General features: G+C 58.6%; 13 protein-coding genes. 7 read left to right on the forward strand and 6 right to left on the reverse strand.

What is annotated here, in order from left to right; genetic code table 11:
• Positions 1 to 12: 12 nt before the first annotated feature.
• The gene (locus HMPREF3101_RS01040; protein WP_070462070.1) at positions 13 to 927 is read right to left on the reverse strand and encodes a hypothetical protein; all 915 of its coding nucleotides are present in this window, start codon (positions 925 to 927) and stop codon (positions 13 to 15) included.
• A 62-nt stretch (positions 928 to 989) separates the two neighbouring features.
• On the opposite strand from HMPREF3101_RS01040, the gene HMPREF3101_RS01045 reads away from it, so the two are divergent.
• Together HMPREF3101_RS01045 and HMPREF3101_RS01050 are read left to right on the forward strand one after the other, a co-directional pair.
• Positions 990 to 2,534, forward strand: a complete 1,545-nt coding sequence (locus tag HMPREF3101_RS01045) for a carboxylesterase/lipase family protein (RefSeq protein ID WP_070462096.1) — start codon at positions 990 to 992, stop codon at positions 2,532 to 2,534.
• 121 nt (positions 2,535 to 2,655) lie between these two features.
• Positions 2,656 to 3,444 (forward strand): hypothetical protein, encoded by a 789-nt coding sequence (locus tag HMPREF3101_RS01050; protein WP_070462071.1) that lies wholly within the window; start codon positions 2,656 to 2,658, stop codon positions 3,442 to 3,444.
• A gap of 6 nt (positions 3,445 to 3,450) precedes the next feature.
• Here the strand turns inward: HMPREF3101_RS01050 and HMPREF3101_RS01055 are convergent, their stop codons facing one another.
• Entirely contained in the window at positions 3,451 to 3,936 is a 486-nt protein-coding gene (locus tag HMPREF3101_RS01055) for a hypothetical protein (protein WP_070462072.1), read from the reverse strand.
• A gap of 109 nt (positions 3,937 to 4,045) precedes the next feature.
• On the opposite strand from HMPREF3101_RS01055, the gene HMPREF3101_RS01060 reads away from it, so the two are divergent.
• The 5 genes from HMPREF3101_RS01060 to HMPREF3101_RS01080 all read left to right on the forward strand — a co-directional run bounded on the left by HMPREF3101_RS01060 (position 4,046) and on the right by HMPREF3101_RS01080 (position 9,027).
• Entirely contained in the window at positions 4,046 to 5,254 is a 1,209-nt protein-coding gene (locus tag HMPREF3101_RS01060; RefSeq protein WP_070462073.1) for an MFS transporter, read from the forward strand.
• Positions 5,242 to 6,240 carry a nucleoside hydrolase gene (locus HMPREF3101_RS01065; protein WP_070462074.1) on the forward strand — a complete coding sequence of 333 codons (999 nt, stop codon included), beginning with the start codon at positions 5,242 to 5,244 and terminating at the stop codon, positions 6,238 to 6,240. The genes HMPREF3101_RS01060 and HMPREF3101_RS01065 overlap by 13 nt, the downstream gene beginning before the upstream one ends.
• Before the next feature lie 147 nt (positions 6,241 to 6,387).
• Positions 6,388 to 7,182, forward strand: a complete 795-nt coding sequence (locus tag HMPREF3101_RS01070) for a glycosyl transferase family 9 (protein ID WP_070462075.1) — start codon at positions 6,388 to 6,390, stop codon at positions 7,180 to 7,182.
• 4 nt (positions 7,183 to 7,186) lie between these two features.
• On the forward strand, positions 7,187 to 7,867 hold the full coding sequence (locus tag HMPREF3101_RS01075) for an energy-coupling factor transporter transmembrane component T family protein (protein ID WP_070462076.1): 681 nt from the start codon (positions 7,187 to 7,189) through the stop codon (positions 7,865 to 7,867).
• Positions 7,858 to 9,027 carry an ABC transporter ATP-binding protein gene (locus HMPREF3101_RS01080; protein WP_070462077.1) on the forward strand — a complete coding sequence of 390 codons (1,170 nt, stop codon included), beginning with the start codon at positions 7,858 to 7,860 and terminating at the stop codon, positions 9,025 to 9,027. The genes HMPREF3101_RS01075 and HMPREF3101_RS01080 overlap by 10 nt, the downstream gene beginning before the upstream one ends.
• Before the next feature lie 10 nt (positions 9,028 to 9,037).
• On the opposite strand, the gene HMPREF3101_RS01085 is transcribed toward HMPREF3101_RS01080, so the two are convergent.
• From HMPREF3101_RS01085 to HMPREF3101_RS01095, 4 genes are all read right to left on the reverse strand, one after another.
• On the reverse strand, positions 9,038 to 10,168 hold the full coding sequence (locus HMPREF3101_RS01085) for an AAA family ATPase (RefSeq protein ID WP_070462078.1): 1,131 nt from the start codon (positions 10,166 to 10,168) through the stop codon (positions 9,038 to 9,040).
• A gap of 403 nt (positions 10,169 to 10,571) precedes the next feature.
• On the reverse strand, positions 10,572 to 11,174 hold the full coding sequence (locus HMPREF3101_RS01090) for a NaeI family type II restriction endonuclease (protein ID WP_246816590.1): 603 nt from the start codon (positions 11,172 to 11,174) through the stop codon (positions 10,572 to 10,574).
• Positions 11,134 to 11,481 carry a NaeI family type II restriction endonuclease gene (locus HMPREF3101_RS12340; protein WP_246816591.1) on the reverse strand — a complete coding sequence of 116 codons (348 nt, stop codon included), beginning with the start codon at positions 11,479 to 11,481 and terminating at the stop codon, positions 11,134 to 11,136. Before HMPREF3101_RS12340 ends, HMPREF3101_RS01090 begins: the two co-directional genes overlap by 41 nt.
• 8 nt (positions 11,482 to 11,489) lie before the next feature.
• Positions 11,490 to 12,518, reverse strand: coding sequence for a DNA cytosine methyltransferase (locus HMPREF3101_RS01095; protein WP_070462079.1), 1,029 nt, complete (start codon positions 12,516 to 12,518; stop codon positions 11,490 to 11,492).
• Positions 12,519 to 12,522: the final 4 nt, after the last annotated feature.

Genomic DNA, 12,522 nt, shown 5'->3' on the forward strand with positions numbered 1-12,522 from the left:
GGAAGACAAAATCTAGTCGGTCTCGTTTTCTACTTCCGTAGTTGGGTTCTTCTTGGAGTTTTTGAACATCTTCAAAATCCAGGCAGCAAAGCTACGGGGATCCATGCTCATCTCCGCTTCGGTAGCTTCTGCCTTCTCCGGCAAGGGTTCCGCAAATGCTACGGGTGTGGCACCAAGGGCGCCGACGGCGTTATCCACCACCGCGTCTGCAAGCTTCCGGTTCGCAGCCCTGCCGGCAAGTGCACCAAGCCCAAGCGGCAAGAGTTTGCCAATCCAGCCACGGAGTAGCTTGCGGCGCATGGAACGCAGCGCAAACCGAGTCAGCAAGCCGTTTGCTTCCTTCAACGTTGGCCCGGAGAACTTATTCAGCGTGTTTTTGCTCAGCGGTTTAGAGCCGTCAGAGCCCAGCATCGTATCCACAATGGCCACGCCCTTCGCGCCGGTCAGCGTGGTGAGCACAACCGCTCGGCGGCGCTCCGGGTCCGAGATATCCGTACCGCGCAGATACGCCGAAGCAACGGTATAAAACGCAGCTAAATCTAAAAACAGCACGGATTCACCAGCAATTGCTGCAGTGCCAGTGAGCAACCCAACACCCGGAATCGCCGCCGCAAGACCAGCACCCGCACCGGTTGTAGCAACGGTGGTGCGGAACTGCTTTGACATCAGCGCCTGAATCTCATCCGGCGTGGCGTCCGGGTTCTGACGCCGCAGCCAATTCACGTACGCGCGGATAACTCCTGTTTGCAGCTTCACCGCGGCGTTGACAGAGCTAATAAACGCTTTGCCCAAGGGGCCAGCGTCCTCAACCAAACGGTTGGGATCCTCAGCCTCAATGTCTCTAATCAGTGCCCTCGTTGCGCTTTCCGTGATCTGTGCGTCTGTACTCTTTTTGGTGCTCTTTTTGTTTTGTTTAGTCCCAAGCATTTCGGTGACCTCCTTTTTGTTCTCAAAACAGTCTACGGGTGCCCAGCGCTACGCTGGCGGACATGGATGGACAGCAAAGTCTAGAGGTGCCCACTTCAGCGGGAACCGTGCGCGGCTTCATCCACCCCCGAACTGGAGTGCGCACCTGGCGCGGCGTGCCCTATGGCGGACCAACCGGTGGAGCTGGACGTTTCCGAGCCCCACAGATGGTCATCCCCTGGGAAGGTGTGCGCGAGGCCACCCGTTTTGCCCCACCCGCACTCCAAGGCTCCTTTGGGTGGAAAGACCACGTCATAGGCACAGAGGACTGCCTGACGTTGGACATTGTCCGCCCGGATACTGATGAAGAGCTGCCCGTGGTGGTCTACTTCCACGGCGGCACCTTTGTCACCGGCGCAAGCCACGAGAAAGTCCTGCGCGGCCACGTGCTGGCCAAAGCCACCAACGTTGTCTACGTCTCCGTGAACTTCCGCCTCGGCGTGCTGGGGTACCTGGATTTTCGCTCCGTGGGCTCGGACTGTGAAGCAAACCCAGCTATCCATGACCAGATTCTGTCCCTAGCCTGGGTGCGAGACAACATTGCCAACTTTGGCGGGAACCCAGAGCGTGTCACCATCATGGGCGAATCCGCCGGTGGTGCCGCAGTCCTACACCTCATGTGCGCCCCACTAGCGCGCGGCATGTTTCACGCAGCTATTGCCCAAAGCCCGCCGGCTGCCAGCGTGCACTCTCGCGCGCAGGCCGAGATGTGGGTGCACGAGCTTATTGACGGCATGGGGATGTCCCGCCTGTCCACCCTCGAAGACTTGCGTAACGCAGATGCGGCAGAACTAGTGAGAACCGGCCAATCCATGCTGTTCAACGGCAAAGAACTGGTGCAATTTAATACCGCGTTCATGCCAACCGTGGACGGGGTAACCCTCAAGGCGCACCCCATCGATGTGTTTGACACCGGCGATCAAGCAGCGGTGCCACTGATCATTGGCACAAATGCTGATGAAGCCAGCTTTGCCAAAACCATGTACCAAACCATCAAGCAGCGCCAACGTGCGACGCGCCGGGCGCTTAGCGTGTATGACCCGGACAATGTCACCAACGTCATGCGGGTGTATGGCGATGTGGTGGGGAGGGGTGATTTTGCGGAGCTGATTGCAGACGCTGTGTTTTGGGCGCCGTCCGTGTTGATTGCTACGGCGCACCGGCAGGTGGCGGATACGTGGATGTATCGCTTCGATTATGCCTCCGAGGCGATGCGTCGAATCGGCCTTGGTGCGGTGCATACCTCTGATTTGGCGCCGGTGTTTGGTGACCCGCATGCCACCCGCGCGTCCAAGATTGACCGCTTTGCGCCGGTTGAGGATTTCCAGGCGGTCAGCCGCACGATGCAGTACCACTGGGGTGAGTTTTTCCACCATGGGCGACCGGGCCAGGAGTGGCCGGAGTACGGGTTCCGTGATGAGGACATCCCGGGGCGTGCCACGGCCGTGTTTGACCGTGAATTCTCGGTGCTGTTCGATCCGAAGCCCAGGCAGCGTCGTGCGTGGGAGGGCTTTGACATGCGTGAGTGGGGGATTGGCCGTAGCGAGCTGGTGGAAGACGACGAGTAGGCGGCAAATAAACAGCACGAATTAATCAGCGCCGTTTTCGTTTCGTGGCTAGGCTGGGGCGGGTCCGCATCCGCGCCGGTTTTGCGTCGTGGATGTCCGTTGCCAGAAAGGTAGTTCTACCGTGAGCTTTTTCGAGGACATTGCTGCAGCTTTAGACCGCGAGGGCATTGAGTCGCGCGTGCACGATGAAACCATGTTTGTGCCAATTACGGCCGATGTGGAGATTCAGTTTGTTGAGATTGATCCGCACCTGCCGGCGGCAAATGTGTATATCGCGGCGGCTGATGTGGATGAAGACGATGATGAGTTTGAAGCCATCCTGGTCTCTGTGGTGTTTTCGGTTGAAGATGCGGTGGACACCGTAGCTACGCATATGGCAACGGACCAGGTGGTTACGGTGCTTGCGGACCTGCTTGAGGGCACCGATGAGCGCATTGGGGATCTGGAGTTTTTCCAGGACGGGGTGAACCCGGATCTGGTGCGTGCTGAGGTTGGTGACAGTGCTGAGTTGCACGTACTCCTGCAGGTTGTAGATGGCACGCCAAGCGCCGAGGTGCAGTTCGTGGTCCTGTCTGATGACCATGATGATTTGGTGGATGACGCCATTGGTGAGCTGTGGGAGTCCGACGGAGACGCCGAGCTGACCGAGGAGGATCGCCTGCGCCTGTTTGAAGTCATCCAGCACGAAAGTGTTGAGGATGCTGAGGTGTTGGACCTTGGCCAGTTCACGGACTTTGATCGTCTGTTTGATGTGCTCTCGCTCGCCGCTGATCAGGCAGAGGACTGGGAGACACAGCTTCTGCCGGTGGACGAGGACGAGGAGCCCGATGTATACGACATCTTCGGCCACGACCACCCAGATGAGGATGAGGACGACCTCGACGATGAAGACGAGTTCGACGAGGACTAGTCGCCCTTAGGCTGCGGTGAGTCCCGCAAACATTGACGAGGGAGACTCGATTGGGTTGAACTGCCCGTCGACCAGCCAGACATAGCTGATGCTGCGCCCGTTAGTCAGCTCATGGATTGCGGCGGCACTTTCGGGAGCCACCATGGTGCGCACCCACGCTTCGGCCAACCGGGAATCAACGGGCACCCCAGCGATGTCGGAGACCCGGACCTCGATCAGGTAAGCGGGCACCTGTGTTTGCCCGTAGCCGCGGATCCTGGCGCGTGCTCTTGGTCCCACCCGCCGCCGTGTGATGGCTGCAGTGAGTTGTGCTCCTCCAGCAAATCGCGGCAGTGTTTTCACCGGTGGGCGCCACGCCGCGGTGAGCCGCGACAGTGAGCGTGGGTGGTGCACGATTGCCTGCAGCGCCTCAACGGCGGCGGGGAAGCGGGTTTGGATCTCGGTGGACAGGTCAGTGGAAATTGCGTTGGTATTGAATGTGGTATTGAACATGGCTCACACACTAGAACCTGCTCCCAACACTCCATCCGCAAAATAGAATGCCTGTTCGAATTTGCCGCTTTGAGGTGGAAGAACATTTCGGGCTAGGCTTGTCGCTGACATGACACAAGTAATCCCTCACCCGGCGCAACCCACACCTAAGATCCCGCGAACAATCTGGGTGTTGGTTGCTGCCGCGTTCATTATTGCTTTGGGCTATGGCTTCATTGCCCCGGTGCTGCCGCAGTTTGCAGCAAGCTTCGGCGTCTCCATGGCCGCAGCGGGTGCCGTGATTTCGGTGTTCGCTCTTGCGCGCCTTCTCGGCGCTCCTGGCGCTGGTGTGCTGGTGGACAAGCTTGGCTCGCGCCCGGTGTATCTCACGGGGCTGAGTATCGTGGCGGGCGCGACATTTTTCGTTGCCTTCGCGCAGGCGTACTGGCAGATCATGGCGCTGCGCTTTATCGCTGGTTTTGGTTCGACCATGTTTACGCTGTCGGCGCAGGCGCTGATTGTTCGCGTGACGCATCCGCAGATCCGCGGGCGTGCCAATGCCTTGTATGCCACCGCGTTTTTGTTGGGCAATATTTTCGGACCCATCATTGGCGCGGCCTTGTCGTTTTTGGGCTTCCGTGTCCCGTTTGCTGTCTATGGCGTCGGTGTGGGTTTGGCGGCACTGTTGGTGTGGGTGCTTACAAATAGGCCGAATACGAACGCTGTGCTGCCGAAGCCGAAGCCAGCGATGCGTCTTGGTACGGCGTGGGCCACCCCGACGTACCGTGCGCTTCTAGTCAGTGGTTTTAGCAACGGGTTTGTCAACTTCGGCGCGCGTGTGGCGGTGCTGCCACTGTTCGCCGCTTCGGTGTTCAAAAACGGCGCGGCAGCCTCTGGGCTTGCGCTTACCGCGTTTGCGTTTGGCACGGCGGTGACCTTGCAGTTCTCCGGGCGGCTTGCAGACGTGGTGGGAAGACGCCCCATGATCATCGCCGGGATGGTCACAGCTGGTGTGTTTACTGCGGCGCTTGGCTTTGCAACAAGTTTTTGGCCGTTGATGATTCTTTCTGTATTCGCAGGTGTGGGCAGTGGGTTGATGAGCCCAGCGATCCAGGCTTCGTTGGCTGATGTGATTGGTAATGATCGCTCTGGTGGCAAGGTGCTTTCCACGTTCCAGATGGCGCAGGATGCTGGTCAGATTCTTGCGCCGGTGTTGTTGGGTGCTGTCGCCCAGGTATTCGGATTCAGCGCTGCGTTTGGTGTGTGTGGAGCACTCTTTGGCGCCACGCTGATTGTGTATCTGGTGCTGGGGAAGGAGACGAAGCCGTGCAGCGCGTAATTTTAGATTGTGACCCGGGCATTGATGACACGTTCGCACTCATCTACCTGGCCGCAGCAAACCATGCAGGGCAAGTGGAGCTTGATTGCGTAACGACGTCCGCGGGAAACACCACAGCGGCCCAATGCGCCCAAAACGCCGCATTTGTCCTAGCGCAGTGTGGTTTGCGCACCATTCCGATTGCCGCTGGATGTAAGGTGCCGCTGCAGTGGCCGCTGACCACCACGCCGGAAACCCACGGTGAGACTGGTCTTGGCTATGTCGAAGCGCCGAAGCGTCATGTTGAGGATGACTGGCAGGAGCTGTGGATCGATGCCATTGAGCGTGGCACGGATGACCTGCACTTAATTGTGACAGGCCCGATGACCAACCTGGCAGTGTTCGCCCACCAGTACCCGGCGCACTTTTCGCGCCTGAAGCACATCACGGTGATGGGCGGGGCAGTAAACTACCCGGGCAACACCACACCGAATGCGGAGTGGAACTTTTGGGTGGACCCGCACGCGGCCAATGAGGCGTTTCGCGTTGCCCACACTCCGATCACGCTGTGCCCGCTCAACGTCACCGAGCAGATGTGGCTGACCCCAGAGCGTCTCGAAAATATCGTTGAGTTACTCGGTGCGCAACCTATCGCGCAGCACCTGAAAGAGATCGTGCGGTTCTACTTTGAGTTCCACCAGGACGTGGGGGAGGGCTACGGCGCTCAGATCCATGACCTGCTCACCGTGCTGGTTGCTTTGGAGCGCGTCCCTGCCACCACCGAACCCGCTTACCTGCAAGTAGAGGCTGATTCGCAGCTCATGCGCGGGGCAGTATCCGCGGACCTGAAGGGCATATTCGATCACGCGCCCAACGCAGCTCTACTCACTAGCAGTGACATCGGCAAAGCGTGGGCAGAATTCGAGCGATCCTGCCATGTGCACACCCGGTTTGCAGTAGGTGATCCCACACTCGCTGCGGGCTATCACCGCAAGGCCGAAGATTAGCCCACGCATGAACTCAAGTAAAAAGCTGCTAAACTTCCCCAGCGATTCCACTGCGGCCGAGGTGACATAGGCATAGCAGGGGAGGTTCCTGTTTCTCGTTTTGTCGAGCGCTCTTATGCTCTCGCAACATCTTTGGAAGGCCCATCAATGTCACAAACTGCCACCTGGACGCCAGCGCGACGCGCGCTTGTGATCGCCGGCGCTGTCATCATCGCAGCAACCTGGCTCTACCTCGTTCTACTGCGCCCCACCGACTGGGACACCGTCACCGGCTCCACCCAGGGTGTCATCACGCTTCTTGGCTACGGCGTGGGTACGATCCTTCTGCTTATTGCTACCGTCCCGGTGTTGCCGGCACGCACGCTGGGCCTTATCCCAATCGCCATGATCATCAACTCCGTGGTGGGGGAGATCGTAGGTTCGATCGGCCTGCCGCTGTACCTAGACACCATCGGCACTGTGCTGGTCGCCGCTTTGGCGGGCCCGGTTGCGGGTATGACCACGGGTGCGCTGAATAACGTGGTGTGGGGCCTGCTCAACCCGGCAGCCCTACCGTTTGCAGCCGGTGCTGCGCTGATCGGTTACCTTTCCGGCGTGTTCATTCACAACCTCCACGCGTTCAAGAACATCGGCCTTGTTGTGGTCTACGGTCTGGTACTCGGCGTGATCGGCGGCATGGTTGCCGCGCCAGTTGCAGCATTTGTCTACGGCGGCACCGCCGGCGTTGGCACAGGCGCGATGGTCAGCCTCTTCCGCGAGATGGGTGCCTCCCTGATCGCCTCTGTGACCACCCAGGCGTTTATCTCTGACCCGGTGGATAAGGTCCTAGTCATGCTGATTGCCTTCTTCACCGTCAAGGCACTGCCAAAGCGCACGGTAAGCGCGTTCGCGCCGGGAGTGGCAAAGCAGACTGAGCAGACCCAGCCAACCCCGCAGGTCTAACGCCATGCTGAACCCCTTGACCGCGCTTTCCTTAGGCGCTTCCGGATGGATTTTGGTCATGGGGTTGAACCTTCCCATCGTCTCTGCGGCGGTGCTTACTCTGGCGTTGATCCTAGGCACGCTGAAGACACGAAATTTCGCGCTGATCGCCGCCGTCGCAGCTTTGGCTGTGCCGGTGGCGTTATCGATGGTGCTGATTCACGCGCCTTACGGCCAGGAACGAATCGCCCCGCTAATTACAAAAGACGGCCTTGCCGTCGCAGGCGTGCTTGCGTTGCGCTTCTCCGCGCTCATGGCCTGCATCCTGTCCGCCGGCGTGTTCATCCGCGTGCCCGACCTGGCCAAAGTGCTGCAGGTCCGCCGCGGCGGCAACCGCCTGTCTTACATCGCGGGCGCCACACTCCAACTCATTCCGCAGGCGAGCGCGCGGGTGCGTGCGGTGCGTGACGCGAACCGTCTTCAAGCAAGGCCCATCACCATCAAGACTGTGGTGCCGCATGTGATCATGCCGGTGCTTTCAGAGCTGCTCACACTCAGTGCCCACCGCGGCCGCGCCCTTGAAACCGCAGGCTACGGCATTGCAGGTCCCCGCACGGTCTTAAGGCCGGTGCATGATTCCACGCTGCAGCGCATCATCCGCATCGCAGCCCCCGTGGTGTGTTTGGGGGTGGCGATTTGGATCTAACCGCACTTGAACACGCCCTTTCCACGCAGAAGCAGGTGGTTGTTACCGGCGCGTCCGGCTCGGGCTTAAGCACCCTTGCCAACCAGATTCATGACACCTGGCCTAACGCCGCCGTTGTTGGCCAGGACCCGATCGCTCACCTGACGTTTCTGCGCGACACCGTTGCCGAAGAGGTAGCCATTGGCCTGGAGCAGCGCGGCGTCCAGCGCGAGGAAATGACCCGCCGTGTCAACGACATGCTCGCGCGTGCGGACCTCACCGACCTTGCAAGCCGCAACCCCGCGAAGCTTTCCGGTGGGCAGACGCGCCGCCTGGCCATTGCGTGTGTTGCCATCATTGAGCCCGAGATCCTGGTGCTTGATGATCCGTTCGCGGGCCTTGACCCGGATTCCGCCGCGCGCATCCAGTCGCTGTTGGACAGTCTGTCCTCGCGCGTCGTCGTGCTCACCTCCCGTGGGCAAGGGCATTTTTTGCTTATCGACGCCACGTTAAAACCCCCAACGACCCCCACCCCCATAACGCTCCCAGAGCCAGTGGCGCCTGCTGGTTTGCCGGCGCTGGAACTGGGCGAGGTGGCCGCGACCCGTGGTCAGCGTCCCCGCAAGTGGTGGCAGTTTCGTGCAGACACCACGCCAGTGTTCACCGCGGGCCCTGTGGAACTCGCGCCGCGTCCTGGGGAGGTTGTGTGGCTGCGCGGCGCAAATGGTGCCGGCAAGACCACGCTGCTGCGCGCACTCGCCGGTCTTGATGACAACCCCGGCATTGCCAACACCCATGGCGTAACCGTGTCATTGGCGCTACAGCGTGCAGCTGACCAGATCGCCGAGGTCACCACTGGGGGCTTTATCAACAGTTCTGAAGCACTCGCCCGGCTCGCCGATCTGGGTGTGCCCCTGGATCCGGAGGAGCATCCGCTGGACCTGCCGGCAGCGCACCTGCGACTGGCGCAGCTCTCTCAGGTCTTCAGCCAGGATCGGCAATTGGTCTTGCTTGATGAGCCCGACGTGGGCTTAGACAACACCTGCCGCAGCGTCGCCCACACACTTATCGCCGAGGCCCTGACCAACGGCCAAGCCGTAATCATGACCTGCCACGACGAAACATTTGCCGCCGAAGTGGGGGAGTACGCCACACTCCAGGAGCTGTGGCTCCGCGCCTAGTCCTTCGCGCTTAGTCCCACCCGGTGTCTCGGGTGCCGCTGTTGAGCAGGTGATGAGCCATGTGCGGAATAACAAAGTTCAGGTATCCGCGCCGTGGGCTGTATAGCAGCTCGCGCTCTATAAGTAGCTGGCGCACGACGGTGAGGTCTTGAGGTCGTTTGCCTAGAAGCTCAGCGATTTGGCCGGTTGAAACTGGCGAGGAGTCCTCCTGAATTTCAGCCATGGCGGTGAGATAGTCGGTTTGCGAGCGTGGGACCCCGAGGAGCGCCGGTCCGTGTACTAGCTGGCCAAGGGTATCTAGAACGGTTTCTGTCACTGCATCTACATCGAATGGCTCGATGATGCTGCGGTTGGCGGAGCGTACTTCCTCAACCAGGTGGAATCCTAGAAGCTGAATAAGGAAGGGGTAGCCGCGAGTTAGAGCAGCAGCCTTGTCGAGAGTGTCGCTGTTGAGGGTGATATTTACTTCGCCTGCTGTGGACGTCAGGATCTCAATAGTTTCTTGCGGGGTCATCGGGGCAAGGCTTACATGCTGAGCTCGCCGCAGAAAAGTAGTGCCCGGATGTTTGAGCAATGAGTTGATCCCATCGGGCAATCCGGCTGCTGCAAAGGCGATGTGGCGGTTATCCCGACGCAAGTCTTGGATGGCCGATGAAAGTTCCCACAGTTCGTTAGGGTCGGCGCTTTGCACCTCATCCAGCGTGATCAAAACACCGGAGCGATCGCCGACAACATCGCACAATTGGTTAAGGACAGAAATGAGGGATGGTACTGGTTGGGGAGTGTTCCGTTGCTCAGTTGAAATGGATCCAATTCCCGCGACACTGATTCCTGTGATGCGTCGGCCACCATTGTCTTGCTGGCTGACTTTTTGAATGGCTTCGGGAACGATTGTGTTCACGAGTGGACCGATCAAGTCGTAAGGGTGAGCGCGGATGACCATCCAACCGTGTTGTGCAGCAGCATCTTCCAACTCGTTCAGAGTAATGGTCTTGCCGATGCCCCTGGGCCCAGAGATCAAGAGGATGCGCCGCGGATCACCAACGCTGCCGTCTAAACTTCGGGAGAAGCGCGTGACCACGGACTCTCTTCCGAGCACCACTGACGGAGAGACACCGAATGTGGGAGTGAAGGGGTTCATGAAGCTCCGATCGTCTGCCTGCCGTGGACTTTATACTCTATATAGAGAATATATTTGTTATACACCGCCGGGAATTTATACTTTATATACAATGTATACAACGGCGAGTTCCGGCAGGTCCTGACTTGGCTCAATGGCAGGTGATGAAAATCACTCTTGACATTGTGGCCTGTGGGTATGGGGTTATGGTGGTGGAAAGTTCGGCACTAAGCGGGTAGTGGCGAGGGTAATCAGTAGTCTGATTTTGTGAGTCCGTACATCCGCACTGTCCAGACCGCCTCCAGGACAACCGCAGTCCAGGTGGTGTGGGCCGAGCATCACGGGTTGAAAAAGCTGCAGTGGGAGGGCTAATTCTGTGCACGCGCTGTCGCATTCATTCGTTGCTTGCTTTATGTCGTTCTTGTCATTCCATGGGGATACGAGGGGCAGGCACTACCGGATCGCTCTGGGTTGCAACTCGCCACAGATGGTTCCCAATTGTGACTGTGCGCCCAGAAAATCCTGGTTCGGCAGGATATACACGCACCGAGAGACTGTCGCCTTCGTGGCAGACGGGGAGTTCAAGTGCATGCGCGATCCGTTGGTGACGCTTGTAATCGCCAAGAATGAGAATTCCTTCAGGTTGGAGATTCGAGCGGGACCCGCCGTTATAGCGAATCCGCTTCATGGGGTCCTTCTGTTGTGCGACGGTGTACACCACACCTCGGGGAATGAGCTCCTGCTGTACGAGACGGAAGAGATTGTCCAAGCGAGCCTGCCCACTCGACTGTCCCATAATGAGTTCGAGAGACGAAGGTTCCAGCATGAGGAGAATGTTCTTGGGGTAATGATGCTCCATCCAAGCCCATGCAATCGAATCTCGACCAAGTTTGTTGAGGGTGCGCTTACGGTCCCGGTTAGCTCCAGCATTGAGCACTTCAGGCGTTATTCGGAGAAAGCCAACTCTAAAGAGGGCTGCCTCTTCACTAGCGTGGCAGAGCATGGCGACATGTCCCCATTGCTTCATCAGGGATCATCCAACCGTACGGTGCCTTGGAGTATTTACAGTCCACCTCGTGTCCGAGGATTTTGTAATCCATGTGATCGCCGTCGGATATAAAGCTGTCGAACGTACGTCGGATATTGATCTCCAACAAGGAACCAATGTGGGCGAGTTCGGTTTTGCTTAAATCTGATGGTCGAAACCGACCGGTGTGTTGGCCGTCGTAGGCCTGATCGAAAGTTTGTCGAAAGACACGCCCCATTTCTTCGCCATCAGCAATTCTGGATCGAAAAAACTCAGCTAACTCTTGTGCGATTGGATCGTTGATCATCGCTCAACCTACGAGACCCGAATCTGTGGTGCAGCTGTCAACCCTTCGCTGAGCGCAGCACGTATTGATTGGCCGATTGCTTCTGCAACTGGGGGCGGGAAAGCGTTGCCAACTTGCCTCCATTGCGCCGTTTTCCCTCCTTGCCATTGCCAATCGTGTGGGAACCCCTGTAGCACTCCGCCCATTGGGACCGTCAGGCGTGGCATGTTGTCTGGGTCGCCGACAGGGAAATCTGGACCTGGCGCTTCGTCGGCGATAGAGGACCCTCGGACCCCCATCAGTTTCCAGGCTTCACGGGCGCGGGTGGGGCCGACATCTGGTCCGCCATGCTTCTTGGAGCCGCCTACGAGTGTTGGGGCGACAGAAGTGGCCTGCTTCGCCCAATCTTCAGCACCCGGCCAACCTGCTGCACCCATCATCTCGCCCAAAGCCTCACCAACGCTCACGCGGTGACCTAAAGGCTCTGGCCAATGGAAGTGGTGGGCGAGTTCATTACGCAAAGCAACAAGGATGAAACGGGGGCGTAGCTGGGGGACACCAAAATCTGCAGCCTGGAAAAGATCCCAAAATGTGGTGTACCCAAGGTCATTTAACTGGTCGATGATCTGTGTTCGATAGTTGTCAAAACGCTTTTGAGACAAGCCTTTAACATTTTCAAGCATTACGGCGTTCGGCTGGATCTCGTCAATCAAGCGCAATGCCTGAGGGAACAAGTCGCGTTCGTCATCCGATCCGAGTTGTTTGCCTGCGATAGAGAATGGTGGGCACGGGACTCCGCCGGCGAACAAGTCGATCTGACCGCGCCACTTTGTACCGTCCAAGTTGTGAACGTCCTCATGGAGAATCTCCACGTCCCTGCCGCCCAATTGTTCTCGATTGGCATGGAGCGTTTTCACCGCCCAGTCATCAATTTCGGCCATCGCTTGGTGGGTAAAGCCTGCGCGTTCCAAGCCAAGCGCTTGGCCTCCAGCGCCGGCGCAGATCTCTAGCGAGGTGAACCGCTGCTCCTGTTCAGACCACCGATTTAGTAACGCCATGGTG

The sequence above is a fragment of the Corynebacterium sp. HMSC29G08 genome, assembly GCF_001806875.1.
Lineage (GTDB): Bacteria > Actinomycetota > Actinomycetes > Mycobacteriales > Mycobacteriaceae > Corynebacterium.

Bases quoted from the DNA above. Each gene is read 5' to 3' on its own strand.
- HMPREF3101_RS01060 (WP_070462073.1), top strand. From the start codon at position 4,046: ATGACACAAGTAATCCCTCACCCGGCGCAACCCACACCTAAGATCCCG.
- HMPREF3101_RS01095 (WP_070462079.1), bottom strand. From the start codon at position 12,518: ATGGCGTTACTAAATCGGTGGTCTGAACAGGAGCAGCGGTTCACCTCG.
- HMPREF3101_RS01085 (WP_070462078.1), bottom strand. From the start codon at position 10,168: ATGAACCCCTTCACTCCCACATTCGGTGTCTCTCCGTCAGTGGTGCTC.
- HMPREF3101_RS01040 (WP_070462070.1), bottom strand. From the start codon at position 927: ATGCTTGGGACTAAACAAAACAAAAAGAGCACCAAAAAGAGTACAGAC.
- HMPREF3101_RS01075 (WP_070462076.1), top strand. From the start codon at position 7,187: ATGCTGAACCCCTTGACCGCGCTTTCCTTAGGCGCTTCCGGATGGATT.
- HMPREF3101_RS01090 (WP_246816590.1), bottom strand. From the start codon at position 11,174: ATGAAGCAATGGGGACATGTCGCCATGCTCTGCCACGCTAGTGAAGAG.
- HMPREF3101_RS12340 (WP_246816591.1), bottom strand. From the start codon at position 11,481: ATGATCAACGATCCAATCGCACAAGAGTTAGCTGAGTTTTTTCGATCC.
- HMPREF3101_RS01070 (WP_070462075.1), top strand. From the start codon at position 6,388: ATGTCACAAACTGCCACCTGGACGCCAGCGCGACGCGCGCTTGTGATC.
- HMPREF3101_RS01045 (WP_070462096.1), top strand. From the start codon at position 990: ATGGATGGACAGCAAAGTCTAGAGGTGCCCACTTCAGCGGGAACCGTG.
- HMPREF3101_RS01055 (WP_070462072.1), bottom strand. From the start codon at position 3,936: ATGTTCAATACCACATTCAATACCAACGCAATTTCCACTGACCTGTCC.